The sequence below is a fragment of the Moorena sp. SIO3E8 genome, from assembly GCF_010692445.1.
Taxonomy (GTDB): domain Bacteria; phylum Cyanobacteriota; class Cyanobacteriia; order Cyanobacteriales; family Coleofasciculaceae; genus Moorena; species Moorena bouillonii.
In genome coordinates, this window is sequence record NZ_JAAHHM010000059.1 from 1 (window position 1) to 25,510 (window position 25,510).

The following is a 25,510-nucleotide window of genomic DNA, read 5'->3' on the forward strand; positions in this document are numbered from 1 at the left end:
TCGGCCAACAAATAATTATATTGAGCACACAGCATAGACAGCCAATTGTCTATCTTCGCCTTTTGCTCTTTTGTTGGTTTTAACCGGTATTGGTACGCGATTATCATTGACTTGCTCTTTGGCTTATTGACCTACTATGATTATAGCAAATGTATCTACAAATAGTAATCCAAAATTAAATATAAAAAAATAATAATCAGGATTACCGATTTTGAAAAAAGACAGTTGATACAAGAGGAAAAGCGGCGCGGGATGACTCAATCCTAATTAATTAGGAGCTTGATAGCTCGCTTCCCTGTTCCGAGAGATCCTGTGCAAAATTCATCCCTGGAGACGAAACCTTAGATAGTCGAGCTTTATTACATGCATATTTAACCCTTTTGCGCATAACCGACTAACCATAAAAGCTCCACTATCTTACGGTAACTTTAAGCACTCATGCTGCGCATTGAGTGTGGGGCTTCTTTGGCCGGAAAGCTAAATTAGCAGTGATTGCGGATAATTTAGACCGGATTGTGCCAGTTATCCAAGAGAGTAACCAAACTAATCATGAAGAAATTTTTTTAGACCGTAATGAACAATTAAAAGGATTAAAGTGCCATATTGTCTACACAGTTCCGATTTCAATGCTTTACTCCAAGCGAACTAATGATTTGCGAGACATCTATGGTGATGCCCAGGTGTTACCGATGATTATGGTGCGAACTAAAGAGGGTAACCTCTATCAGCCTGGATTCAATAAAGTTAAAGAAGTGATTAGCAAGCGAGTCGGTCAATTTGCTCCCACTCGCTCCCTAGAAACTGACATATTTGAAAGTCCAGAAGCCTTAGAGCGCTTGTGTCTTATGAGTGGCGGTCATGTGCGGAATTTGCTATTAGAGACTGTTTATAAAGAAAGTATAAAAAAAGCTTACTTAAATTAATTGCTAATGTAAGATTAACTAACTATTCTCAAATTATGCATAAATGAAGCGGAAACCTTATCCCTCCGACTTAAGTGATAGTGAATGGAAAATAATTGAACCTTTATTGCCTAAACCATTACCAAGAGGACCAAAAGCGAACGTAGATTTAAGAGAAGTAGTCAATGGTATTTTATACTTGTTACGAGAAGGATGTTCCTGGCGAGCTATACCTCACGATTTACCCCCTTGGCAGACAGTTTCGAGTAAGCAAATCGCCTTTTTTTATACTATTGGGTTTAATAATAGAAAAACAGGGGCGAAACCGCTGCCACTCGGGAGCTTCAGCTAACCTAAAAATTGAAAATGAAACAGCCCTGCGCGGTCTTGGGGGTTTCCCCCATGAGCGACTGCCGTGGTTTCCCCCGGAGACAAAACCTGATTACGTTGAGCCTTTATGGTTGGTAGGTTATGCAGAAAAGGGGTAAAACTTATTGATTAAGGCTCAACTGTCTTAACGGTAAATTCAAACCATGAGCGACTGCATCAAGACAATGAGTGAAGCCATGATTTATGCAGCAATGGTTCGTTTGATGCTGCGACGTTTAGAACAAACCTTTTATCTTTAATATTTGTTTTATAAACAGTCTCTAAATAAAAATTTCAGTATAAATTGTAACAAATTATAACTAAATATAATATAATTTATTTTAACTATAATGACTGAATTTAGTTCAATTGGTACAAACATCCCACAACCTAATTTATTGACAATTGTTCAAAGCTTAATAAGGATAAAAAAATTTATTGAAGGAGGAGAATTAACGCAAACCTTGAAAATATTTGGCGATATATACACTAATACAGCCATATATGAGCTAGAAAATATTAGTAATATTAACCCTAAAGATAAATCAACTATTTTCAGAATAGTTTTAGATAAATTAGTTTTAGCACATTTGTTATACTATAAAGCTCGACTAAAACGAGGTGAATATATTAGTGCTTATCGAGCAAGCATTTGGCTTAGTTCTTATGAGGCTAATCAAAAGGATTTAAATATTTGTTGTTTAATAGCGATTCTACGTATTTATTTAGAAGATGATATTTCAATGGTAAAAACAGCACTTATTTGGGCTGCTTGCGCTCTTAAAAAAGTAGCTATTGAAGAAAATGGTCTTGGAGATTCATATATGAAAATCTCAAATTTTAAAAAATTTGGACTAAAGTTTACTAGTTTAAGCTCAAGAGTCATATTAATTCCTGCAGCAGGCATTGCTTCTTTTAACCCTTTATTTTATAAAGCTATGAATGATAGGATTAACTTTGACACTAGTTATCAAAGAATGGATGAAAGGGACTTTATAAACTTTACGAGGAGTTTAAAATTAAAATTAACCCGACCTATAAGAAAACTATTACTAGATATAGATAAAAACATACCCGATTTTTTAGCTTTAGATGATACATTCATAGATGATAGATTTAAAGCTATATTCTATAATTAAAATTCAAAGATGAAGGAGAAAGACAGTGTTGGTACGATGTTCATCCCCTGATTAAAGGGATTCGAGAATTTAAAGACGCCTATGCTCAACTAGACTCACAGCCGTAAGGTAGCCAAAAGGTAGGTGGGTTCATCTCCCTATCTCCCTATATCCCTATCTCCCCACCTCCCCACACTCTTCCCCCTACTCCCTACTCCCTGCTCCCTACTCCCTGCTTCCTTACAACTAATGGTCAACTTTACAGATGCGGACGAGGATTTACCGCCAGCGAGTCCAGAAGAACAATACCAAGACTTACTCCGTGCCCTCCGAAGGCGCAGAGGTTTCGGATTATTATTTGTCCGTTGTTCTCCCGTAGAAGCAGAGAAGTTGGTTAAGCAGGTTAAGCAGGATTTATCTCAGAAAACAATAGAGATGTTGCGCTTCGAGGAACCGATTGATAATTTATACGGCATTGTTCAGGATATCCCCGACCGCAAGCAGATCAATTTTTTATTCATCCAAGGTCTAGAATATTCGTTTTATAAGTATGAAGAGACGAAACGTCAGCAGGGATGGGATAGCGAAGCAATTTATTCCTATAGTTGGAAAGGGGTTCCTCATATTTTAAATCATCTCAACCAACACAGAGAACGGTTTCGAGATGATTTTAAGATTTGTTTTGTATTTCTATTACGGCCATTTGTGCTGAATTACTTTATCCACCGTGCTCCCGACTTTTTTGACTGGCGTTCTGGTCTGTTTGACTTTCCTAGCAAATCAGAGGATTGTCAGCAAGAAGAGTTTCAGCATCAGTCTTTGAATCCTGAAGAACGAAGTAAACAAATTATCGCTATTCAAGAACGCCTGGAAGCAGAGCATCACACTCCTGAAGAGCAAGCCGATTTACTAGTTGAACTAGGAATGCTACTGGTTGCTGCCCAAGAGTATCAAGACGCGATCGCTAACTTTGACAAAGCTTTGGAAATTAAACCGGATGATCACCAAGCTTGGTACAGCCGGGGGGTTGCCCTATCGATATTAGGACGTTTGGAAACAGGGATTGATTCCTTTGACCAAGCTTTGAAAATTAAACCGGATTACCACGAAGCTTGGTACAACCGGGGGCTTGCCCTATCGGATTTAGGACGAAATGAAGAAGCGATTGAATCCTATGATCAAGCTTTAAAATTTAAACTGGATAACTACCTAGCTGGCTATAAACGGTGGGTTAAAAAATTATTAGTTTTAGAAGCAAATAAATCAGGAAGTGAATCATTTGACCAAGCTTTAACAAGTAAATTAAATGACCATAAATATTGTAACAAACGGGGGGGAGATCTATTGGAATTAGGACGAAATAAAGCAGCGATTGATTTCTTTGAACAAGCTTTGATAATTAAACGAGATGACTACGAAGCTTGGAACAACCGGGGGGTTGCCTTATGGAAATTAGGACAAAAACAAGCAGCGATTAATTCCTATAACCAAGCTGTGAAAATTAAACCCGATCTCCAAGAAGCTTGGAACAACCGAGGAGTTGCCCTATTAGAATTAGGAGAAAATAAAGCAGCGATTAATTCCTTTGATAAAGCTATTAAAATTAAACCCAATGACGGCCAAGCTTGGTACAACAAAGCTTGCTTTTATGCTTTACAAGGAAATGTAGGCTTAGCCCTTGAAAACTTGAAACAGGCCATTAATCTCAATCCTGAAGAATATCGAGAGATGGCAAAAACTGACTCAGATTTTGACAGCATTCGCTCAGATCAGCGATTTCAGGGGTTGATTGATATCAAGTCGGGAGTCGGGAGTCGGGAGTCGGGAGTCGGGAGTCGGGAGTCGGAAGTCGGGAGTCGGAAGTAGGGAATAGGGAATCGGGAATAAAAACGTGTCTTAACCTTTACTTCGACTGCTATCAATAGACTTCTTGCAGAAGTCGGGAACAGGGAACAGGGAACAGGGAACAGTGGACAAGAATTGACGCAAACACTATTAGAAAAACACTTTTGCAAGAGGTCTAATTGAGGAAAAGACTATTGCTCCTGTGAAACACCACAATTACATCGCCATTATCAAATCCCTATTACCAATTAACAACTCTAACAATGGGTGTAGAGGAAGAATTGCTAATACCAATATTAAACTATACTCTTGCTCCCCATCTCCCCATCTCCCTATCTCCCTATCTCCCCATCTCCCCATCTCCCCATCTCCCCATCTCCCCGCGCCCCCGCCCCGCGCCCAGCTCTATCGCTTATTCCAATTGCCGTTCCGAGGGTGTTATGGTGTCCATCAAGCCTTCAAACGTACCAGAATTGACGATAAAATACAACAATCCACCAAACACTAGAAGAGCTAGAAGCATGGAACAACCGCGCATATAGTTCTCCTCCTTTAATTGATGAGCACTATCAGCATTCCACAAGGTTGTCACCTTAGCGGACAGGCAATTACCGTAAAAGCAACAACCCTGCGGGGTTAAAAGCAACAGAGTTAAATAGGTTTAAACCTAATATTTTCCGCTACTGAATTAATTGTAATTAATTATGGTCATCAAATACCATTTTTGTATCAATTTTTCATTAACTGTGTAACGAAGTGTGAAAACCTATCGTCAGCTATCAGCTATCAGCTATCAGCGTCGAAGTCTGTGCCAAGCTGTTCGGTGTAGCGTGCGCGTAACACATATGCTTACATCTCAGTTCCCTGGCCTTTTGGCCTTTAGGCCACGCTACGCGAACGGCCACGCTACGCGAATGCCCAAGGGAGGAATTCATAGTCTTTGGCTTTGAGTCCGTTGAACTCGTCAGCCGAATAGCTTGTTTTAAGCTGACAGCTAACAGCTGACAGCTGACGGCTTACCTAAATACTTTGCCAAGAGGTATATTAGATAACAGATTTACCGTCTTAGTCACAGGATTTTTCACAAATCGATTATGATTGCTATATTAGCGGTTTCACAAAATACTTAATTTTAATAATTTATTAATTAAATCTTTATATTATGGTAATTGGTGAAACCAGATAGGGCTAGAAAAGATAGTGTAACTAGTTAATCACTAAATAGTTAACCAGTAATTAGTTAACACTAAACTAAATAGTTAAAATTTAAATCTACGACATATAGTCTAAAAAATCAGCAATATGTCGTAAAAATTAGCAATTTTGAAAAGATAGGCTGGTTTTTAATTAAAATTTGAGTTAATTTAATTCGGCAATAAATCTGATTGATCAACCAAAGCCGTTGATGCGATCACAGTGGTGGGTATTTCATAGTTGTATTACTGTATTTCAGAGTGTATTTCGAGTAGTAAATGGAATTCCTTGAACTAATGAAGGGTGTTTCTCTAGAGCCAACTGACAATTCACTTAGAATTGACCTGAAGGATGCCAACTTAAGGGGTGCTGACCTCAGGGGTGCTGACTTAAGGGGTGCTGACCTCAGGGGTGCTGACCTAAGTGATGCCAATCTTAACGGTGCCCTGCTCAACGGAGCTGATTTGAGTCGTGCCTACCTCAGATGTGCGGATCTCAGTGATGCCAACCTGAGTAATGCCAACTTGATGGGTAGTTACCTCAGTCGTGCTGACCTCAGTCATGCTAACCTAGGTGGTGCCAACTTGAGTAATGCCAACCTGATTGGTAGTCGAGTAGACAGTACTCAGTTTGGAGATAACTTCGGAATTTCTAAGGATATCAAGGATGACCTAAAGGGACGAGGGGCAATCTTTTTTGAGGAGTCTCCGAGTCTACGTTCTGGAATTCTTGTCTGTTCCTGACCAAGCCATGGGCAGCGCTATACCAAATACTAATTACGACTTAGCCCTCTCAGGGATTGTCCTTGCAGGAGGGCTAAGCTCTCGTATGGGTAGGGATAAAGCCTTGATTCTGGTTGAGGGTGTCCCGTTATTGCGCAGAGTGTGTGATGTTGCCCTCAGCTGTATTGCTCAAGTCTCTGGTCAAGTCTCTGGTCAAGTCTATATCGTCACTCCCTGGCCAGAACGATACGTGGATATCTTACCTGAGACTTGTCGTGTCATTCAGGAAGTTCCGTTACCAGCAGAGACCACACCTCATGGTCCTTTGGTAGGATTTGCTCAAGGATTAGCTCATGTTGAAACAGATTGGGTACTGTTACTGGCTTGTGATTTACCCCAATTAAGAGCAGAGGTTGTGCAAGGTTGGCTCAAGCAGTTGGAGCAGACTCGGGAAAATGCGATTGACCAAAGGTCACGCTACGCGAACGCACTATTGCCACGAAATCCCAAGGGCTGGGAACCCCTGTGCGGCTTTTACCGACGCGAGTGTCTACCGAGTCTCACTGAGTTTATCAATCAAGGGGGACGGTCATTTCAGCGTTGGTTGGCCCAGCATCCAGTACAGGAGTTGCTAGTCAGTGACACTAGGCCATTTTTTAACTGCAATACCCCTGCTGACCTAGAACAGTTGGAAATACAGAATTAAGGGGTGCGGATAAAACTGGAAGTTCCTAGTTGTTTGATAGCAATTCTCTTTCCCATGAGGTACAAAGCGATGCAGCGCGGTCTTGGGGGTTCCCCCCATGAGCGACTGCATCAAGAAGGGATCCCCCTAAATCCCCCTTAAAAAGGGGGACTTTGAGGTTGAGAAGTGTACCTCATACATGCAATAAACGCTATAACTATTTTTTTTATAAGCTGGTGACAGGATTCGAACCCGCGACCGGCTGATTACAAATCAGCTGCTCTACCAACTGAGCTACACCAGCAATCTTTTTTAGTATAACACCTAACACAACAACCAGTATAACACTAATTATAATAGTAGGCAACGGGTTAAGTATAACACGACTAGTGACTAAGGATCTAGTTAAAGCTAAACATCACCCCAGACCCTAAACGCCACACTCCATAATCACGCTGGTGATCGGGTGATCTGTAGCAATATTTTTTGAAGGTCCTAGTCATATCCTACCAACGCTGACCCCAACCGTTACAGCACGGGACTGATAGCTCCCCAGACCCGACCCTAGTTAACTTGCGCTCTTGGTTAGGGAGAAAGCTACCTATCGATTGGGTGTGCAGAAAGCTTTCTATTACAATTTATGGAATAACATATAGTTTCTTTTTATTTGTGTTAATTTATGTTTATTTGGGTAAAAACCCAGAGTAAAAATTATTATTAATGATATGGCTAAAGTAACCGTAACTCTCTATATGGAAGAAAAAGACAAAGAAGCGCTTCAACGATTGGCAGATGCCGAAGAGCGCTCCTTGTCCCAAATGGCAGTACTAATTCTTAAACGAGCAATAAAAAAAGCTGAGCAGGCAGGAGACATACCACCCAAGGACTAATGAGAGAAGGGGTAACAGTGTGGGGTGTAGGGTGTGGGGTGTAGGGTGTAGGGTGTAGGGTGTAGGGTGTAGGGTGTAGGAAAAACTTTTTTTTGGAACTAAGGCAATCATTGTCTTAATGCACTTGCTCATGGGGATTTCCCCCTGTTCCCTTGCTGCATCGCTTCTGGATTTATGTGTACAGCTACCCCACACCCCACACCCCACACCCCACACCCCACACCCCACACTTTCACCCCCTCAGTTCCTATCCTATATCCTTGAGACTACTAAACTTCGTAATCCACTGCGATGACGTCTCCTTGGATAGGTTTGATATAGTTCTGGACTACTTCCTGGTGGGCTGGGTGATCAGTATAGGTACTCAGAGCGTCGCGATTGACCAGTTGCACTCTCAAAGCATGCTGAAATCCCTGAGACCTCTGCGAAAAGTTCTCTCCACAGGACAGTTCTAGAATCTCAGGAATTTGGTCTTTCAGAGCCAGGAGTCCATTGATAGCCAATGCGATCGCATCCGGTGAAGCGTCTTCTTTCCACTTGAACAAAACAATATGCTCGATCATCTTTACTTAAAAGTTCCTAAATTACCATTACCACAGGCCAGGTGGTAAACACAAAAACAATTACTGTACTCAGAGCCAGCAAGCCTTCAATTAAATTGCCAATTAGCGACCCTACTATAATACCCACACTTGCTTTTAAAGCTAGGTTGGTTCGTGACGCTAAAGTCCACTCACTCCGATAGAGAAACTCCCAAGACTCCCACAAGCATTAACCCAATTAGCACCCAGTAGAGAATTACAAGATTCATCACATTAGTAAATGTTCAGATTAAACACCGATTTCAGAACCTAATCATTCCACAATTAGGTCACATTCTCAATATCAATGGTTTTCTGATCTGCCTCAATCAGTACCTGCTGCATAATCGGTGAAAGGTTTTCATTGAGCCGTCCAGAACGAATAAATTCGGCGTAGGTATCAGCTTCAATATCTAACATGGTTTCTTGAAGTTGCTCAAGCTCAACAGTTTCGAGTTCAGGGTGGTTACTCCGTAACTCCTTAATTTCATCGTTAATCGTTGTCAGTTGGGTATCGATAAGTTTGGTTTGATAGCGCCACAGGTCTGAATCTATTTCTGTGGTCTTTAAGCCCTCCTCAAGATAATTTCTGACCCGATTCAGGGCGATGCGACGGGCAAGGACTTCAGAATATTGCTGACGTAGGGGTTGGTCACCAATTAAATTTAACTTTTCGAGAAACCATCGAGTGGTTAACCCCTGGACTAGCAGGGTAAACAGTACCACGCCAAACACAGTTTCGATAATATCTTGTCGTCCTTCTAACACAACTGGCACACTTAAGGCCAGAGCAATGGAAACCGAACCTCGCAAGCCACCCCACCATAGGACGGTTTGTTCCCGCCAACCAATTTGAGAGTTGGCCAAGATATTGCTGAATGCGCCCAAACCATAAATTGCGATCGCTCTGGTGAGTAGTACAGCCAAGATAGTAACCGCAATTAATTTGATATTTTGCCCTAAACTAGCTATTTTAATTTGGTCACCAATCAGTAGAAAGACAATCGAGTTCACAAAAAAGGCTAAAAAGTCCCAAAACTCAGAGACAATCAACCGGGTACGGGGGTTCATACCAATGCGGGAGCCAAAATTGCCCAAGATCACCCCAACGGTGACTACCCCAATCACACCGGATCCCCCTAGTTCCTCCACAATTAAATAAGTGCCATAAGCAGAAACCAAGGTCAGGGATTGCTCCACCAGGGGTAAATCAAAGCGTTGGGTGGCGTAGGAAATCCCAAAACCAATGATGCAACCGATGCCAATCCCAATCCCCACAAACCCTAAGAAACGGGCAACACTAGTGGCAATGGAAAATTCTTCTAGTCCTAGGGGTAGTCCGACTAATAAACTAAAAGCAACCACTGCTACCCCATCATTAAATAGGCTTTCCCCCTCCATCAGAGTTTTCAGCCGTTTATCCGCACCCAATTCCCGAAATAGGGCAATAACCGAAACTGGGTCAGTGGCAGAAAGACTGGCTCCAACCAATAAAGCAATGGTCAGGGGTAGTCCTGTCAGCTGATTGATAGCAAAGGCAATGCCAACTACGGAAATAATTACCCCAGCGATCGCAAATAGACTCACCGGTACCAAATCCCGTCGTAAGTCCCGCCAGCGGATATTCCAAGCGGCTTCAAAGAGTAGGGGGGGTAGGAAAATTTCCAGAATCAGTTCTGGTGATAAGTTAACCAGTCGGACATCCACAAAAGCCAACCCTAACCCGACAATTACCAGTAATAGGGTGTAAGGAATTTTACGGAACCAGGAAAAAATCCTAGATAGGGTTGCCACACTCAAAGACACCGACAGTACTAGGAGAAACTGTTCAAGGTTTTGCTTAATGACGACTTCGCCAACAGTGGACTCTAGGGACATACAGAAACTCCAAGCTAAACTCAAAGGGGAAAGCCTCCTGCCCGTGGATAAAATCACAGGAGTTTTCGGTTTTCCCCTTACCAAGCAAAATTAGTGATGAGTCAGGGAAATCAAGACAAACTCAAATTGATGGTAGTAGACGATGAGTCTGACAACTTAGATCTACTTTACAGAACCTTCCGCCGAAAATTTCAAGTTTTCAGAGCTAATGATGCCATAACCGCCTTAGATATTTTGGACACCGAAGGAGAGATGGCGATTATTATCTCAGATCAGCGCCTAGGGGGAATGAATGGAACAGAATTCTTAAGCAGGACAGTAGAGCGTTTTCCAGATACAATTCGCATCCTGTTGACTGCCTACACAGATATAGAAGATTTGGTGGCAGCAATTAACTCAGGTCAGGTCTATAAGTACATCACAAAGCCTTGGCAGGGTGAGGAACTAAAAGCAGTGGTGCGACAAGCTGCTGAAACTTACCAAGTCCTAAAAAAAAGAACCAGGGAACTTTCTCGGGCATTACGACGGGAAGAATTGTTCAATATGGTGACAACGGCAATTCGAGAATCCCTAGATTATAGTAGTCTACTGCAAAAGGTAGTGACCACCATGGGTCAAGCCTTTGATGCTACCGGTTGTATCCTGCGACCGGTAGAGTTCAACCAACTCACACCAGAATGTTTCACCTACAAGGTTTCTGGGGATGGCAATACACCTCATATCCCTAATGCTGATTTGATGATACAACAGGTATTAGAGAAACCTGAGACTAAGTTGTGGCAAGAAACAAGGGATGGTCAGAATTCGGTGCATTTGATCGTTCCCCTACCGGACCAACAACAGATTTTAGGGGTGTTGTGTCTCTACCAGCAAGGGAGTGAAGGGTCTTGGAATAAAGAAGATATCCAGCTGATAGAAGCCGTTGCTAAACAAGCAGCGTTAGCGATTTCTCAGGCAAAACTACTCCAACGCACCCAGTTACAGGCTCAGCAGATGCGGGATGAACTAGATGTAGCTCGCCAGATTCAGAATAATTTGCTGCGTCAGAGTTGGCCAGAGATGGAACAGGTGAGAGTGCAAGCTCACTGCACCCCAGCGCGACAGGTTGGTGGGGATTTTTTTGAAGTCTATGTTCATCCCCAAGGAGATATATGGCTAGCAGTTGGAGATGTGTCCGGTAAAGGCGTACCTGCTGCCTTATTTATGACCAGTGCCATGTCGATGTTACGACGGGAACTTGCTCAAGAAACATCCCCAGACCCAAAAACAGTGATCCAAAATCTTAACCACATCATGTCAGATGACCTCTATCATACCAACTGTTTTATTACCCTGGTCTTGGCTCGTTATACCCCTGACAAGCAACAGTTGGTTTACGCTAATGCTGGTCATACCTATCCTATGGTTTGGTCTGATCACCAAGTAGTCCAACAACACTCAGAGTCAAAAACTCCAGAGCCGACTTACCTTCAGGCTAGGGGTATTCCCTTAGGAATTTTGCCAATTTGGCAGGCGGAATCAGGACATTTAAGATTAAATTCAGGTAGCATCCTGCTACTAACAAGTGATGGAATTACGGAAGCAACCCTGAATCCAGTGAATCCAGTGACAGGTTCTTCATCCGATGGGTCAACCAGCACCAGTTCTAGGCTTGAGTCATCCGGTCTTTGGCAGCTTCTGCTTCAGGAACCTGCTCCGTTTGACCTTAGTAATTTCTTAGCTCGGATTCGAGAGCGTACCAATCCGATTCAGGAAGACGACCAAACCCTAGTATCTCTGGAGATATTGTAGTGGATGAAAACAGAACTACAGATACCGAGTGACCTGAAGTTTTTGAGCATTGTCGAAAACTGGTTTCTAGGGATTTTGCAGGTTGAACTCGGAAATCGTGTTGATTGGCCTAGTCTATCCAATCGTTTGCGATTGGTGTTAGTGGAAGCTTACTCTAACGTAGTTCGTCATGCTCATCGGGATCAACCCAATTTACCGGTCTTGATTCGCCTAGAACTCAAAGAACGGGATATTGCTCTGGAGATTTGGGACTATGGTCAAGGATTTGACCCATCCTTTTATGAAGCACCGGATCCAGGTGATTTACAGGAAAATGGCTATGGCTGGCTGATTATCCATCGACTAATGGATCGGGTAGAGTATAACTTACAGGTCAATGGTCGGAATTGTTTGGAGTTGCAAGTCAGCTTAGCCCAGTAGCCCAGTAGCGGGAAAAGTATTTTTGGCGTTGCTAAATTGAAAATGCAATTGTTAATTAAGTTAATAATTAAGTTAAATTTCTGATTTAATTAAGCCCATTAGTTTGCGCTTTCGGCCATGAATAGTGATTAATTTATTACGATAATCTGACCATTCTTGTTCTTTATCCGAAGCAAGATAAGCATCACGGGCTTTTTTCAGCCATTCTACTGCTTCATCATAGTATTTTGCTTTCCCTGCATCCATAATTGACTCGGCGCGACGACAAGCATTACGAATTACCCAATCAGGATTGATTTCTATGGCTGCATCCATAACCCTTTGAGTTATTTCATGGGAATGATAATAACTATTATATAGAGTAGCGATGGCTTGATCAACTAATTTTTCATAGAGGTAAATATCAACTTTTACTTTTTCTTCACCCCAGCTATCATAAGTTGCTAAAGCTTCTAGTAATTCTTCCTTAATCGTTGACCAAGTATCTCCTGCTAATTTTTCTATTTTACGATAATCTGCAAAATTTGGTTGTGTTTTAAAGGCTGCAACTTTGGCTTTTGTTGCTAAAACATCATCCCCTACTTCTAAGGCAATTTCACTTGTAAAAATACTTAATCTATATTGACAACTGCCAGGTAAGCTTAAGCCAATACCAGCAATTTATAAAGCCTCTATTTGAGCATTTTGTTCCTCAACTAAGACAGTAGCAAGGGCTAACGCTTGTTCCATTGTAGTCATTTGTGACCGTGCAGCTTCCATGGCGAGGTCAAGCCGTTCTAAACGAACTAACATGATCAAATACTTGGTTAAAAGCCCTGTTGCTTGAGCTAAATAGAGATATTCTTCGTGGCGTTGTTGTCGTTCTAAAATTTGTAGTCTAATTAAGGCTAAATCCTCAGCGTAATCTGGTGGAAATCCTTCCCATAAACTAGTTGAAGTAATATTGCCTTGAAGTATCTGTTGTAATGGTGGATAGTCCCAACCTTGGTGTAAAGCAGCTCTGGCCATGTCAAAATAGCTACCCCACTCGTTTTGCCAAAATTCAAAATTTATATCTAAGTCTACTTTTTCCGCTTTAGCTATATCTGTACTGAGAATTGTTTCGCACCAAACAGTATTTAATTCACAAGCAATCTCATCATTTTCGATACCATACTCATCTACTAAATTCCAGTTTTCGATGCAAGACTCGGTAATAGCAGTTAGCATAGCGATGGCCTTTCGGCCACGCTACGCGAACGCATTCCAGGTATCTCCCCGTTGAGTATACATTTGAGCATCTTCAATTAAACTGGAAATCTCTTCTGTACCGATCTCTTCGTCCCAACCCTCTTCAATATAACGCACTGCATCTCTGAGACTATATCTAACTTTCGCTTTAATCCTATGAGCATCTACAGTAATTTGCCGTTGGGGGAGGGTTTCTGGGGATGATGTAGTCACATATAGGGGCGCAACCTGGTCAGCAAAATACTCAATATCATCCAGTAATTGAGGGTTATTGGCTACTAAATCTTGAATTAAAGTTTGTGTCTGAACCTCATTAAGGCGGTCTAAAATTTCCTCTAAACTAGGACGCTGTTCAATTAGTTCTGGTTGGTACAAGCATACTAATAATGTTGCTACAATATGTTTGCAGTATCCTCCATGATCGTAAGGACAACTACAATAACCGGTGTCTAAATCCTCTTCCTCAAAACCAATATTAATAGGTGCGCTTTCCGTTGGCGAATTTAATTCGCCACGGGTCGCACCTCTTGATAAGGGCGAATATCACTACCTTCAACTTCTGCTGTAATTAATTTCCCCCGTTGAACTACTCTTCTCACATGGCCATCGTGATAATAAGCTTGTCCTCTTTGCCAAGATTTACTACTGGCATAAGAACGAATAATTTCCTGGCTGATTTGTGGAATAGACATTGCTCTGTACCCTGGTATGTATGCTTTTGATCTAACAGCGATGGCAGGATGGAAGCACAATAGAAGTAAATGCCTCTTTTGACTAGATCAAATCAGTAGAACCTATCCCACTAATAGAATTTTAGTAATCCACATATGAATGGTGGCTAAGGTAAGAAAAGCATCGAACACAACACAAGCCGCGTTCCCAACGAACAACCCTACGTCGATATTTTCTTTGATACCAAGCAAAGCAACGTTAAAGTTGATACCGTGGGGTGTCCTCTTTTATGGGTCTACCTCGATGCTTCAATGACTGGTAAACTCTTTTTGGCAACTGTGGTCTAATACCTCTTTTTCTCAGTAGTGAACGTTTCTGCTTACAGTCGTAACCCTTGTCTGCTGCTAACACTCGGAATCTTTTCTTCGGACGCCCCCGTTTGCCCGTAAGAACCCTGATGCTATCGAGTAACGGTATCACCTGTTCCCTTTCACTTCCATTGGCTGGTGTGGTGCAATTGGCCTAAGGCATGCCATTACCCTCTGTGATGGTGTGTATCAGCACTCCCTTGCCAAAATATCCATAGGCTACTCCTTCACCTCCTCCCTTGCCAGGGGGAAAAAGAGCCGTCTACGGCTCCATAATCCCAGTTAATTAGACCTTGGTTGTGCGCGTACGCTAACACTCTATCTTGTATTTTTTCGAGAGTTCCATTTTCAAGCCATCGTTTCAACCATCGATGTGCTGAACTTTTTGATGCCCACTGTTGTCCTGTTGGTACATCACACCAGCGACATCCTGTGATTAAAATGTACAGCAATGTGTTTAACACGTAACGGAATGGCACATGGGGCATACCTCTACCTCGCTTTTGTGGTTCACGTCGGCTCGAGATTTTTAAACAGTTCCCATTCATAGTCACTTAATCCTTCAAATCTTCCTGGCATTTACCGGTTCAAGTTTTCGTTATCACTGAATTTTCACTCTATCAGGTATAATAGTGGGATAGGTTCGTGGTTTCCCCCACTCGCGCTTTGCATCAAGACAATGATGATTGTTAACGACAAATTAAGTATATTGTCTTATCCCCCACACCCCACACCCGGTCACCCCACACCCCACACCTGAGGTCTTTGTAAAAAACCTACCCTTATGAGAGTACTAGGGTTCCCCCTTCACACAAAGTCCAAAAGATACCTGCTACTGAACTATCAAAAGCGAAGGCTAGCTGCTGTTGGTTATTTTCTACAAAAACATTGCAATATCTACAAAGATGAGTTAGACTTTAAGCATAGATTTAATTCCATTAAAGATACTTTGTAACTTAAATTAAAGCCGATAACCAAGGTTTTGGTAGTTACGTTAATTGTCCAGAGTGGAGTTTCATTTATGCGCTAAGCCGGGCGTAGTCTGGGTTTAGCCTTGGGAGATACCCCCTGGCTGCAAATGCCAGCTTGCAAAGCGTGAGCCAAGCTCTTCGTTTTGTAGATTTTGGTAGCTAAAAAGTATCGGAAGACAACAACAGATAACTAGTTAGGGGTTCGGAGTAATACTCAATACGAGCCTGAGTTGAGTGAACTAGGTTTTGATGAGTTACCAGCACCCCTTTAGGCTTGCCTGTGGAACCGGATGTGTAGATCGCATAAGCCAAGTTTTCGGCTGTGGCATCGCTAACGGGATTTTGATTTTCTTCACTTTGGCTGGAGATTACCGTCCAATCTCTATCCAAGCTAACCACATCTGCCCCATGCTGTGGCAATTGAGTCACCAATTTTTCTTGAGTTACCAGCAGCGACACTTGAGCATCGGATAACATGAAAGCTAAACGTTCTTGGGGATAGGTTGGATCTAAGGGCACATAAGCGCCACCAGCTTTGAGAATACCCAGCAATCCCACGAGCATCTCCAGAGACCGCTCCACACAAATACCCACTAGCGTATCTGCTCCTACCCCCAGCGAGCCCAGATAGTGAGCCAGTTGATTAGCTCGTTGGTTTAGCTCCCAATAGGTTAGCTGCTCTCCTTCAAAAACTGCTGCTACCACCTCTGGGGTTTTCTCTACCTGCTCCTCAAATAGTTGATGGATACATTTATCCAGAGGGTATTCTACCTGGGTATCATTCCACTTCACCAGTAGCTGCTGCTCTTGAGCTGCACTCAAAAGTGGTAAAGTGGAGATACACTGGTCTGGATTAGCAACGACGCCCTCAAGCAAAGTCTGGAAATGCCCCAGAATTTGTAGATAGAGAACCAACAATGATATCTTTCTGCCCCGTCTAACGCAGTAAAATAATTTTAAATATAGCTATAATCGCGGTAAATAGAGTGATATTTTCACAGCTACAAAATTTAGTTCGCTCTATATAGAGCTGTTGCTCTAGTTGGAAAGCTTCCCTGGATATGATAACTGTATCAACTGGCAATTGCGGCTCACTTAAAAATTATTGTAAAACAGGTAGTTCGCCACTTAGTCGCTTTTGCCAGTAGGCTTGCTGTTCGGTTAAGCGAATGTCGATCAATTGTGTTTTCTAAGTACTCATGTCAAAAACTATCCCTAATTTTAAAGTAATTTTATAAAAATCTGGTAACCGTTAACCTTCTATTGGAAGGTTCAGAGCAAGCCATACTAATCAACCCTAGTAATACCATATTACGAGGATTTATGTAAATTCCATGAAGCGATTCTATAGAAATCCGATCTGATTTGTCAAATATATAGCAATTATATAACTGGTGAGGTACAAATATCTAGGTTTTAGGGAGCAGGGAGCAGGGAGCAGGGAGCAGGGATTAGGAAAGAGCCAAGAGTCAAGAGTGAAACAATCTTGTGTACCTCATGAGTCCTAGAAACGCTATAGTAGCCGAACCTATGCTCTAACCCAAGCCCTGCAAAGATTTCAGATTTTTAAGATTTTACAACTGATTTACGATTGCTATATCAAAAATCTTCATAGACAAGTTTGGCGCTCAGGGCAAACTGCTGGTATGGGCACTGCTGACCAAATCATAGTCTTTTTTTGCAAAGCGTTTAAATCAAATTATTTTCTATAATACCCAGGTTAATAGTCCCTATTGTTATAAATAATACTTGACAAAATAGAGGTTAAATGGATATAGCAATTTTACGACTTGTGAGGTAAACAATTTCTAGATTTTAGGGAACAGCGGATCTGGGAACAGGGAACAGGAACCCACCCCTAACCCCTCCCAAGAGGGGAATAGAGAATATAGAATAGCGATGCGCTGCATTAAGAGGTGCGACAATCAAGCGAATTTAATTCTTAATAGGTCAAGCGCACCTAAAAGGGAATCAACGTCAAAGAATGCTGTACCTCATGAGTCCTAGAAACGCTATAAGTCATGGGGATAGAAACCCCCTTTTGAACCAAACCCACATTTTGTATTGCCATATGTAGTATAGCAATCCGTGTAGGAATTGAGAGAATGTTTGTTCCCTGCTCCCTGCTCCCTGCTCCCTGCTCCCTGTTCCCTGTTCCCAGATCCGCTATTCCCTGTTCCCTTTGCTATATCATGGGAGAATTGCTATATCAAAATTGCATTATTAGTCATCAACAGGTTGAAACTAGAGACCAACTTAGCTCATTTAGACTCAAAATCATTTTATTTAAAATAATAAAAGGGAAACATTATCAAAAAATTCCTAACTATGACAATGAGCTATCTAGAGCTAAACAATCAAGGTCAAGTACTTCGTTTTTCTCTTGAGAAAGGATTTTATCGATTAGGACGCGATCGCACTTGGTCAGATTTCGATATTCCTGAAAAAGGCTGGACTATTGTCTCCCAACGCCATGCTTTTCTGCTTCAAGAGGGAGAGGATTATCGCATCTTTGATGGTGATGGGGCAAATCCCAGTACTAATGGACTATTTGTTAACCACACTCGCATCACTGATGGGTATCTTCTCAAACATGGTGCGGAGTTGACTATTGGACAAAATCCTCGGGATTACATTCGCCTCAGTTACTTTAATCCTGACCATAGTCAAGCAAGGGTGACGCCAAATAAACGGCAGCTTTCTTTGGCAAGTGTCCAAAAGTGGCCACTGCAATTGGGTCGTTCTCCTAATCCTGAACTTTCCGACTCTTGGCCATTAGATGCACCGACGGTTTCCACCCTTCACGCTACCCTTATCAAGATTTCCGAAGGCAATTATCAGATTAATAATTATAGCAGAAATGGTACCTTTATTAATGACAAGTTAATCCATAAACCTGTCTTACTTAAGGATGGTGATACGATTCGGATTGGTCCGTTTATATTACTGTTGAGGCAGGATACTTTAGAATTAGTTGACCAAGGGAATCAAATTCGGATTGATGCTGATAAATTGCTGCGCCAGGTTAACAATAAATTAGGCAAAAAACGCACTATCCTGAATCAGGTTTCTATGCCCATTGAACCAGGTCAGTTAGTGGCGTTGGTAGGAGGTAGTGGCACTGGGAAATCTACGTTACTGAAAACGCTATTAGGAATTGCACCAATTACTAATGGTACTGTATTTATTAATGGCCAAGATTTACGACAGCATTTTAATCAGTACCGGTCACAAATTGGCTATGTTCCTCAAGATGATATTGTGCATCGGGATTTAACCGTAAAAGAAGTACTAACCTATGCCTGTCAATTACGATTACCACCAGATACTGATGTGAAACAGGTAGTGAAGCAAACCTTGTCACAAGTGAAACTGGATTTTGTGAGAAACACTGTTGTGGGTAATCTGAGTGGGGGACAACGGAAACGAGTTAGCATTGCTGTGGAATTATTGGCTGATCCAAAACTGTTCTTTCTCGATGAGCCTACTTCTGGTCTAGATCCAGGACTGGATAAGGAAATGATGCAGCTATTGCGAGAATTAGCGAATCAGGGACGAACTGTGGTGCTAGTGACTCATGCTACTGCGAATATTGACGTATGCGATCGCATTGCCTTTATGGGTCGGGGTGGACGGTTGTGTTACTTTGGTCCTCCCACAGAAGCGATGGACTTTTTTAAGATGCCATCTCCAGACTTAAGATACTTCCCTGATATTTACCTGAAGCTAGAGCAAGGGGAAACACCGGAGGAACTTGAGCAGAATAGTGAAAACTGGAATAACAGGTTTCTCAGCTCACCTGCTTACAAGACTTACATTTCAGCCCACCTCAGTCCTGGTCAAAGGTTGCTATCGACGTCAATCCCTAGCAAAAGTGCTGGTATTCCTGTTTTCAAGCAACTCAAGCAACTGCTGTTGCTCAGTCAGCGCTATTTAAAACTAGTAGTGCGGGATATGCGAAGTCTTGCCCTAGCCTTACTAACTGCTCCGATTGGGATTAGCTTGATTATTCTGACCTTGTCAGGGCAAGACCCTTTAGCTCAACTGAATTCTCCAGAAATCACCCAAGCACCTCTAGCGCTACAGGTACTGTTTATTTTTACCTGTGCTGCCCTTTGGGTAGGACTATCTAGTTCACTCCAAGAAATTGTGAAAGAGTCCAGTATTTATGCCAGAGAGCGACTGGTTAATTTAGGGTTATTTCCCTATCTAGGTTCCAAAGTATTGATTCGTTCTGGCTTAGCTATTTTACAAACTATCTTGATTGTTACTATTGTGCTCTATGGGTTTAAGTCACCTACCTCTGAACTACTGGATTGGAAAATTGGCTTGGGAATCACTACTTTTTTAACGATTATCGCTGCTACCAGTTTAGGTCTGATGGTATCGACATTGGTTAAAAATGAAAGTGAAGCCAATAATACTATACCATTAATTTTGCTACCCCAGATTATTTTTTCTGGAGTTATTTTTAAACTAAAAGGATTAGCCAGTACACTATCTTGGCTGATGGTAAGTCGTTGGTCAATGGGAGCTTATGGTGCCCTGGTAAATGTGAATAGCATGGTACCAGAACAGTCTTCCAGGTTTGGATTAAAGCTTCCTCCTCCTCCCTTTGAAGCAACACCAGTTTATGATGCCACCTGGCAAAATTTGATTCTTAATTGGCTACTACTGTGCTTACACATAGCGGTTTATTTAATAATCGCTTTTAAATTACAGAAGCAGAAGGATATTTTCTAGAAGTCGGGAATCGGGAATCGGGAATCGGGAATCGGGAATCGGTAGGAGATGTAGGGTGGGCAGTGCTTACTTTTAGGATTGTCAGCTTTTCAATTGGTTTTATGCACTGCCCACCACAGAGATGTAGGGTGGGCAGTAGAAAGATGTAGGGTGGGCAGTGCTTACTTTAACGATTGTCAGCTTTTGAATTAGTCTGATGCACTGCCCACCAGAGGATTAATTTTATAGTTAATTTACTGTCGGTGGGCAGTGCTTAATTTTAGGATTATCAGCTTTTGAATTAGTCTGATGCACTGCCCACTCTACTGATATTGATTATTCGGGCTGCATGTCTCTCAAGATTGTGATCAATCAAGAAAATCATGCTTTCTGTGCGTGTCTTGCTTTCTGTTGCTGGAGTTTTGCCCACAACGCTTCTCGATCGGGTTTAGGGGGCATTGTTGCAATGCGAGCAAAGTGTTCTCGATTCCGCTGTTCCCAATACTGTCGGTTTTCCTGTTCCTCTTGCAAAATAGTTTGATACTCTGCTTCGACTTGGGTACGATTTTCTTCAATATATGATAGAGCAGCGCTTACTTGTTCTTTACTTAGGTTAAGAACATCCGCAATACACTTGGGTGGATACTGAGCCGTGACATAATCCATCACATCGTAGAGAGTGATACGTGTTCCGGCAATGGTTAATCCCCATTCTGTGCGGATTATTATAGCTGTCTTGCTATTAGAAACTGGAGCCATATATATCGCTTTCTTAATTGATATCTATATTTTAAGTGTTGGGCGGCTGTGGTTACCTTGGTGCTTTACGCCAACCATTTGCGATCGCTTCTGACTCCGTGCAAAACCACCTTTCTCCCTTGGATAGATCGATAACTGTCGATTCATAATCTTCCATGGCTGGAAGATGATACAACTTTTTGCCTGTTGTGACAGAAATATTGCCTTTTATCATACATCCTGGCTTCGTACTTGATGTGATTGATGAGGGAGAACGACTACGACTGAACTGGATTGTAAACAATGCCATAGCAGCTAGAATTACGACACCAAGAACGGTTTCGAGTAAATTTCTTTTCCTCGGTTTTCTTTTAGTTGGGAAAGGTCGAGGTGCAACACCTTGAATGGATGCTCTGGCAGCGCGTATTTTGCCATCGAGTTCAGTAACTTGCTCGTATAAAATCCTATCTCCAACCTTTGGGCGACGACTTGCTCCTTTCAAAGCACTGATATGTAAGAAAACGTCTTTACCACCATCATTCGGCTTGATGAAACCAAAGCCTCTATCGTCTTTCCAGGTTATCAGTTTTCCTTGATGTAGAACAGGTTTCATACAACAGTCTCATGAGCATGTTCATCATATTTTAGTTTTCCCAAATTCAATTCACTTGCCCGTTCCTTAGATTTCCGGGCGGGCAGGATGCCCGCTCTACTGATATTCATCCCGCCCCTCAGCAATGCAACATCTATTCCTAATGCTCCGAGGTCTAGTCAGCAAACCAGGACTTTAACCGAAAATAGGCTTTACGTATCACCCTCCAAGGATAGCGCAACCTTTCCAGATTCTTACGGTAGGTTAAAGTTTTAGGATGATTTGACCCTAACTTCAGTTCGGCAATCACCAATGCTTGGACATAGAGGGGTTTTGCCAGATCGTACCGCCCCTGAGAATGGTAGAGTGCTGCTAGGTTGTTGAGACTGGTGGCCACATCGGGATGCTCCTCACCCAGCCGCTGCTTCAACAGGTTCAATGCCTGTTGATAAAGGGGTTTTGCCTGATCGTAGCGCCCCTGATACGAGTAGACATTTGCCAGGTCGTTGAGACTGTTGGCTACATAGGGATGGTTCTCACCCAGGCGGCTTCTAGTTATCTCTAAACATTGCTGATACAAGGGTTCAGCCTGGTCATAGGTACCTTGACCGTAATAGAATCTTCCTAAGCCAACAAAGGGCCAGATTAAATCTTCATCCCTGAGCCAGTCAGTTAGAACTGTGGCAGCTTCGGCTAAATGAGGGATGGCGGGGGTAACTGCTGCAATCTGATCGCGAGTTGGTGTTTTGGGAATTTCTTCTGCCACAGCCGCCATTACCTGACAAAAGCTTCGCTTGTAGCTATCGGCCTCTGGTAATTGAGCCAGCTTGGTCTGGAAAAATTCTCGAATTAGTTGATGGAGCCGATAGGTTTGCTGTTCACTGAGTTGCAACAGATTACGATTGACCAGAAAGCGATTGGCCGTAGGCCACGCTACGCGAACGCGTAATTCTTCCAATTCTTCTTGTTCTTCTTCCCAGTCATCCTCATCTTCAGTTTCTCTAACACAAGACTCTACCAGTGACCAATCAAAAGGAGCTTGAGCAAACAGACTCAGACGACATCCTAACTGCTGGGCTTGTAGTGGCAAATCGTTCCAAGATAACTCAAATGCTGCTACTACACCCAACTGGTCTGTGATTTGCCCTTGTTTTTGATCAAGTAATGCCTGGGCTGCTAATTTTTGCTTCTTTAAACGTTCTTGAACTTTAGCGATAGTTAACCTCGGATGTAGATCTAAATATCCTCCTACTAACTGCAAACCCAAAGGTAGATAACCCAACCATTCACATAAGGCTTCTGCTTCGTTTAGTTCTTGCTCAATGCGCTCTTTGCCAACAAGCTGACGCAATAATTCTAAGGCTGAATCTCGGGATATTACATCCAGGTCAATTCGTCGGTAAGAATTCCCTGGACGCTGACGGCTGGTGATCAGTACTTTAAAGCGGGATTGGGCTGGAGGCAAATAGGGATGAATGGCTTGATAGTCTACTACATCATCCAGCACAATCAATACTGTTCCTTCTGGCCAATGCCCCCAGCAGTATCTTACCTGCTCGTTGAACTCTAGGTCATCTGGAATGGTTAATCCTAATTCCGTACGCCCAAAACTAATAAGTTGAGTTCCGAGATCTGCCCCCCGCACTGGCAGCCAGCACAAACCCCCAGGGTAGTTATGCTGATATCTCAGAGCATATTGTAGAGCTAATTCGGTTTTGCCCACACCACCCATTCCGGCAATGGCACAAATCACTAATTGATCGGTCTGTTGAAATTCCCGATGGAGCTGCTCAAGTTGAGGGTCCCTACCGACAAAGTTAGGAGTACCACGATTAGTAATGTTAGTGGGGGAATTTAATTTGTCCCATTTTTTTTTACCTCTATTCTATTAATGTTATCCAGCCAACCAGGAGTGTTGAGGCACTCCTTGATAAATCTCTTGACACCAAGATAGAGCAGACTGTTTTGAGACTCTGGTTTACATAGGTCAATGTGATTCTTTGGTATGGCAACCGGCTTCACTTTTTCAATGCCGGGGTTGGCACTATCTGGGTCTACCACCAAAATCCCTTTGACAGGCTGAGTTTCATAGTAGACCTTTGTGGCAATGCCTAAACTCCGGACATTTTCTCGATACCATTCATTTAATTCCCGTAACTGAGGGGAATGAGCTTTGAGTTCCTTTACACTTACGGTGGTTTGTGTCAGAACGCTAATATTATCAATTAAATTAGCGAGATGAGCCCCAGTGTGGGGAGTAGCCAGAAATACAATCCCTTTCGTCTGCTCAAGAATAGCTTGCTTTTGAAAGGTCAAGGCACTGTTGAGCATTTTTTTGACTAAAAGCCCGCCCATACTGTGAGCAATCAAGATTAATGGACGTTGGCCGAGCTCGTGGATATCTAACCAATCTAATAAATTACTAGCTTGATCGAAAAGGGGCATACTGCTGTGGTTTTTCCAGTTTGTGGCTTCAGCGCTATACCCAAAGGACCAGATGTTAACGCATAAATTATCTTTTCCTAACCAACCTAGCCAGTAGTCATCATTATCCCGTTTTCCCTGGGGATGCCACGTGCTTATCGCATCCCCTCCCAGCCCGTGAACAAACACCACATCGGCACTGGGCACTAAGTCCTGATGGCTTGAGATTTCGATTAAGCCCGTTGAATCACTCACCGATTACCCTCCAGTTATCTATATAGCTTTAACCATATGTAGATGCATGAAACCCAATCTCAATTTAGTCTAACAAAAAAAATCCAGGGAGTCGGAAATTTAGAATTTAGAATTTAGAATTTAAAATTACCTTTTTACAAAAAAAATACTTTATCCCATAAACGTACATATTATATCAATAAACCTCTTAAAAAAATATAAAATTCCTTGATAAAATAAAATATTATCGTTATGATTATAGTTGTAAACCTTAAAACGTTTTTTTTACTATGTCTGACAACTTCCGCCCTAACCCAGAAAACAATCCTGAGGAGATTACTCCTAGTAATACTCCTCAGGAACCTTCCAAAAAAAAATACCCGATTAAGCACATTCTGAAGGGCTCCCGCCGGGCAATAACCAACACCATCCATACCCTTTATGCACGAGGTTACGCCCAAGTTGACGAGTGGAGCCCCCTTCAACCAACTGAAATTCCTGGCGAATTCATCACGGTAATGACAAAATACTTAATGCTGGGTTAAGGGCTTAAATTTTGGGGGGGTTTCCCCCCCTGGCCAAAGGCCAATCACATCGGATCACGTCCGAATGGGTTTACAAAGTTGAGACATAAGTAACAATTCCTAGCCGTGGAACATAGTTCTGCGGCTATTTTTTTTGGTTAGCAGGTTTAAGGTTAGATGGTTGAAGGTTAGAATGTAGAATTAAGAATGTAGAATTAAGAATGTAGAATTAAGAATGTAGCTACAGTAGGGTGGGCAAATGGAAATGATTCGTGATCAAATTGCCAAACTTCCATAATTTGCCCACCCTACCTGACTACGATTTTTAGTGCGATCGCTCTTTACCCACTCTTGAGAGTGCTACAATTCAATCAATACGGTTTCACAAAAACAATCCATGACTAAATTAATCCAAGAAACCTTTGAGCAGATCGCACAGCTTTCGGAAGAACAACAAAACGCCCTAGCCATTTATTTACAAAAACACCTTGCTGAATTTTTGCAGCAAGCTGAAAGAGAGAAACGCATTGAAGAAGAAAATTATACACTTAACGACTTCAATGAAGAGACGCAACAAGCGATTATAAATATTGAATAACAAAAAAACTTGACCGTTTGTGCCAATAAAGAATCTCTTTAC

General features: G+C 42.2%; 31 protein-coding genes, 1 tRNA gene and 2 pseudogenes. 15 read left to right on the forward strand and 19 right to left on the reverse strand.

Annotation, left to right across the window (positions count from 1 at the left end; genetic code table 11):
• Positions 1-107, reverse strand: a 107-nt coding sequence (locus tag F6K46_RS22390; RefSeq protein WP_293061279.1) for a helix-turn-helix domain-containing protein, incomplete at its 3' end; no start/stop codon positions are given.
• A gap of 345 nt (positions 108-452) precedes the next feature.
• Here F6K46_RS22390 and F6K46_RS22395 point away from each other — a divergent pair.
• From F6K46_RS22395 to F6K46_RS22410, 4 genes and pseudogenes are all read left to right on the forward strand, one after another.
• Positions 453-923 (forward strand): hypothetical protein, encoded by a 471-nt coding sequence (locus tag F6K46_RS22395; protein WP_293117356.1) that lies wholly within the window; start codon positions 453-455, stop codon positions 921-923.
• 43 nt (positions 924-966) lie between these two features.
• A pseudogene (locus F6K46_RS22400) lies at positions 967-1,164 on the forward strand (transposase); the annotation flags it as partial.
• Positions 1,165-1,621: 457 nt separating this feature from the next.
• Positions 1,622-2,410, forward strand: a complete 789-nt coding sequence (locus tag F6K46_RS22405) for a hypothetical protein (protein WP_293061219.1) — start codon at positions 1,622-1,624, stop codon at positions 2,408-2,410.
• Between the two features lie 123 nt (positions 2,411-2,533).
• Positions 2,534-4,255, forward strand: a complete 1,722-nt coding sequence (locus F6K46_RS22410) for a tetratricopeptide repeat protein (protein WP_293061221.1) — start codon at positions 2,534-2,536, stop codon at positions 4,253-4,255.
• Here the strand turns inward: F6K46_RS22410 and F6K46_RS22415 are convergent.
• Genes F6K46_RS22415 through F6K46_RS22425 form a run of 3 tightly spaced genes read right to left on the reverse strand, consistent with a single transcriptional unit; the run spans position 4,168 to position 4,817 of the window.
• Complete coding sequence (locus tag F6K46_RS22415) at positions 4,168-4,404, reverse strand: hypothetical protein (protein WP_293061223.1); 237 nt, start codon at positions 4,402-4,404, stop codon at positions 4,168-4,170. The two genes, F6K46_RS22410 and F6K46_RS22415, sit on opposite strands and share 88 nt — an antisense overlap.
• A gap of 46 nt (positions 4,405-4,450) precedes the next feature.
• On the reverse strand, positions 4,451-4,594 hold the full coding sequence (locus tag F6K46_RS22420; RefSeq protein WP_293061225.1) for a hypothetical protein: 144 nt from the start codon (positions 4,592-4,594) through the stop codon (positions 4,451-4,453).
• A gap of 52 nt (positions 4,595-4,646) precedes the next feature.
• Entirely contained in the window at positions 4,647-4,817 is a 171-nt protein-coding gene (locus F6K46_RS22425) for a hypothetical protein (protein ID WP_293061227.1), read from the reverse strand.
• A 175-nt stretch (positions 4,818-4,992) separates the two neighbouring features.
• Between F6K46_RS22425 and F6K46_RS22430 the strand changes: the two genes are divergently transcribed.
• The 3 genes from F6K46_RS22430 (at position 4,993) to F6K46_RS22440 (ending at position 6,856) form a co-directional block, all read left to right on the forward strand.
• Positions 4,993-5,184, forward strand: a complete 192-nt coding sequence (locus F6K46_RS22430; RefSeq protein WP_293061230.1) for a hypothetical protein — start codon at positions 4,993-4,995, stop codon at positions 5,182-5,184.
• A 522-nt stretch (positions 5,185-5,706) separates the two neighbouring features.
• A complete protein-coding gene (locus tag F6K46_RS22435) occupies positions 5,707-6,171 on the forward strand; it encodes a pentapeptide repeat-containing protein (protein WP_293061232.1) in 465 nt (154 codons plus the stop codon).
• The gene (locus tag F6K46_RS22440; RefSeq protein WP_366510745.1) at positions 6,125-6,856 is read left to right on the forward strand and encodes a molybdenum cofactor guanylyltransferase; all 732 of its coding nucleotides are present in this window, start codon (positions 6,125-6,127) and stop codon (positions 6,854-6,856) included. Before F6K46_RS22435 ends, F6K46_RS22440 begins: the two co-directional genes overlap by 47 nt.
• A gap of 210 nt (positions 6,857-7,066) precedes the next feature.
• Here the strand turns inward: F6K46_RS22440 and F6K46_RS22445 are convergent.
• Positions 7,067-7,139 (reverse strand) — tRNA-Thr (locus tag F6K46_RS22445).
• A 421-nt stretch (positions 7,140-7,560) separates the two neighbouring features.
• Here F6K46_RS22445 and F6K46_RS22450 point away from each other — a divergent pair.
• The gene (locus F6K46_RS22450) at positions 7,561-7,725 is read left to right on the forward strand and encodes a ribbon-helix-helix protein, CopG family (RefSeq protein WP_293061237.1); all 165 of its coding nucleotides are present in this window, start codon (positions 7,561-7,563) and stop codon (positions 7,723-7,725) included.
• 118 nt (positions 7,726-7,843) lie between these two features.
• Entirely contained in the window at positions 7,844-8,020 is a 177-nt protein-coding gene (locus tag F6K46_RS22455) for a hypothetical protein (protein ID WP_293061239.1), read from the forward strand.
• Here F6K46_RS22455 and F6K46_RS22460 read toward each other — a convergent pair.
• Positions 7,995-8,288 (reverse strand): Dabb family protein, encoded by a 294-nt coding sequence (locus F6K46_RS22460; RefSeq protein WP_293061241.1) that lies wholly within the window; start codon positions 8,286-8,288, stop codon positions 7,995-7,997. The genes F6K46_RS22455 and F6K46_RS22460 overlap by 26 nt on opposite strands.
• A 303-nt stretch (positions 8,289-8,591) precedes the next feature.
• Positions 8,592-10,184, reverse strand: a complete 1,593-nt coding sequence (locus F6K46_RS22465) for a Na+/H+ antiporter (protein WP_293061243.1) — start codon at positions 10,182-10,184, stop codon at positions 8,592-8,594.
• 96 nt (positions 10,185-10,280) lie between these two features.
• Here F6K46_RS22465 and F6K46_RS22470 point away from each other — a divergent pair, with 96 nt between their 5' ends.
• Together F6K46_RS22470 and F6K46_RS22475 are read left to right on the forward strand one after the other, a co-directional pair.
• A complete protein-coding gene (locus F6K46_RS22470) occupies positions 10,281-11,975 on the forward strand; it encodes a SpoIIE family protein phosphatase (protein ID WP_293061245.1) in 1,695 nt (564 codons plus the stop codon).
• Between the two features lie 3 nt (positions 11,976-11,978).
• The gene (locus F6K46_RS22475; protein ID WP_075900440.1) at positions 11,979-12,395 is read left to right on the forward strand and encodes an anti-sigma regulatory factor; all 417 of its coding nucleotides are present in this window, start codon (positions 11,979-11,981) and stop codon (positions 12,393-12,395) included.
• Between the two features lie 72 nt (positions 12,396-12,467).
• Here F6K46_RS22475 and F6K46_RS22480 read toward each other — a convergent pair whose 3' ends face one another.
• From F6K46_RS22480 to F6K46_RS22505, 8 genes and pseudogenes are all read right to left on the reverse strand, one after another.
• Complete coding sequence (locus tag F6K46_RS22480) at positions 12,468-12,710, reverse strand: hypothetical protein (RefSeq protein WP_198954079.1); 243 nt, start codon at positions 12,708-12,710, stop codon at positions 12,468-12,470.
• Positions 12,711-13,055: 345 nt separating this feature from the next.
• Entirely contained in the window at positions 13,056-13,604 is a 549-nt protein-coding gene (locus tag F6K46_RS22485; RefSeq protein WP_293061248.1) for a hypothetical protein, read from the reverse strand.
• A gap of 21 nt (positions 13,605-13,625) precedes the next feature.
• Positions 13,626-14,000 carry a hypothetical protein gene (locus F6K46_RS22490; protein ID WP_293061250.1) on the reverse strand — a complete coding sequence of 125 codons (375 nt, stop codon included), beginning with the start codon at positions 13,998-14,000 and terminating at the stop codon, positions 13,626-13,628.
• A gap of 12 nt (positions 14,001-14,012) precedes the next feature.
• Positions 14,013-14,105 (reverse strand): annotated as a pseudogene (locus tag F6K46_RS40215) (SWIM zinc finger family protein); the annotation flags it as partial.
• Between the two features lie 23 nt (positions 14,106-14,128).
• Positions 14,129-14,317 carry a hypothetical protein gene (locus tag F6K46_RS22495; protein ID WP_293061252.1) on the reverse strand — a complete coding sequence of 63 codons (189 nt, stop codon included), beginning with the start codon at positions 14,315-14,317 and terminating at the stop codon, positions 14,129-14,131.
• A gap of 238 nt (positions 14,318-14,555) precedes the next feature.
• Entirely contained in the window at positions 14,556-14,777 is a 222-nt protein-coding gene (locus tag F6K46_RS40220; protein WP_366510746.1) for a hypothetical protein, read from the reverse strand.
• Positions 14,778-14,892: 115 nt separating this feature from the next.
• Entirely contained in the window at positions 14,893-15,213 is a 321-nt protein-coding gene (locus tag F6K46_RS40225) for a transposase (protein WP_075900438.1), read from the reverse strand.
• A 582-nt stretch (positions 15,214-15,795) separates the two neighbouring features.
• Positions 15,796-16,551: an AMP-binding protein gene (locus F6K46_RS22505; RefSeq protein ID WP_366510747.1), complete on the reverse strand. Its 756-nt coding sequence runs from the start codon at positions 16,549-16,551 to the stop codon at positions 15,796-15,798.
• A gap of 1,182 nt (positions 16,552-17,733) precedes the next feature.
• On the opposite strand from F6K46_RS22505, the gene F6K46_RS22510 reads away from it, so the two are divergent.
• Positions 17,734-17,931, forward strand: coding sequence for a hypothetical protein (locus F6K46_RS22510; protein WP_293061256.1), 198 nt, complete (start codon positions 17,734-17,736; stop codon positions 17,929-17,931).
• 39 nt (positions 17,932-17,970) lie between these two features.
• Complete coding sequence (locus tag F6K46_RS22515) at positions 17,971-20,379, forward strand: ATP-binding cassette domain-containing protein (protein ID WP_293061283.1); 2,409 nt, start codon at positions 17,971-17,973, stop codon at positions 20,377-20,379.
• 360 nt (positions 20,380-20,739) lie between these two features.
• Here the strand turns inward: F6K46_RS22515 and F6K46_RS22520 are convergent, their stop codons facing one another.
• From F6K46_RS22520 to F6K46_RS22535, 4 genes are all read right to left on the reverse strand, one after another.
• A complete protein-coding gene (locus F6K46_RS22520) occupies positions 20,740-21,117 on the reverse strand; it encodes a DUF433 domain-containing protein (RefSeq protein WP_075900432.1) in 378 nt (125 codons plus the stop codon).
• A gap of 52 nt (positions 21,118-21,169) precedes the next feature.
• Positions 21,170-21,709, reverse strand: coding sequence for a cold shock domain-containing protein (locus tag F6K46_RS22525; RefSeq protein ID WP_075900430.1), 540 nt, complete (start codon positions 21,707-21,709; stop codon positions 21,170-21,172).
• A gap of 154 nt (positions 21,710-21,863) precedes the next feature.
• Positions 21,864-23,441, reverse strand: a complete 1,578-nt coding sequence (locus tag F6K46_RS22530; protein ID WP_229415338.1) for a tetratricopeptide repeat protein — start codon at positions 23,439-23,441, stop codon at positions 21,864-21,866.
• A 101-nt stretch (positions 23,442-23,542) separates the two neighbouring features.
• Complete coding sequence (locus F6K46_RS22535) at positions 23,543-24,367, reverse strand: alpha/beta fold hydrolase (protein ID WP_229415337.1); 825 nt, start codon at positions 24,365-24,367, stop codon at positions 23,543-23,545.
• A gap of 269 nt (positions 24,368-24,636) precedes the next feature.
• Here F6K46_RS22535 and F6K46_RS22540 point away from each other — a divergent pair, with 269 nt between their 5' ends.
• Both F6K46_RS22540 and F6K46_RS22545 read left to right on the forward strand, forming a co-directional pair.
• Positions 24,637-24,891, forward strand: a complete 255-nt coding sequence (locus F6K46_RS22540; protein ID WP_293047262.1) for a hypothetical protein — start codon at positions 24,637-24,639, stop codon at positions 24,889-24,891.
• A 376-nt stretch (positions 24,892-25,267) separates the two neighbouring features.
• Positions 25,268-25,468, forward strand: a complete 201-nt coding sequence (locus F6K46_RS22545; RefSeq protein WP_293061260.1) for a hypothetical protein — start codon at positions 25,268-25,270, stop codon at positions 25,466-25,468.
• Positions 25,469-25,510: the final 42 nt, after the last annotated feature.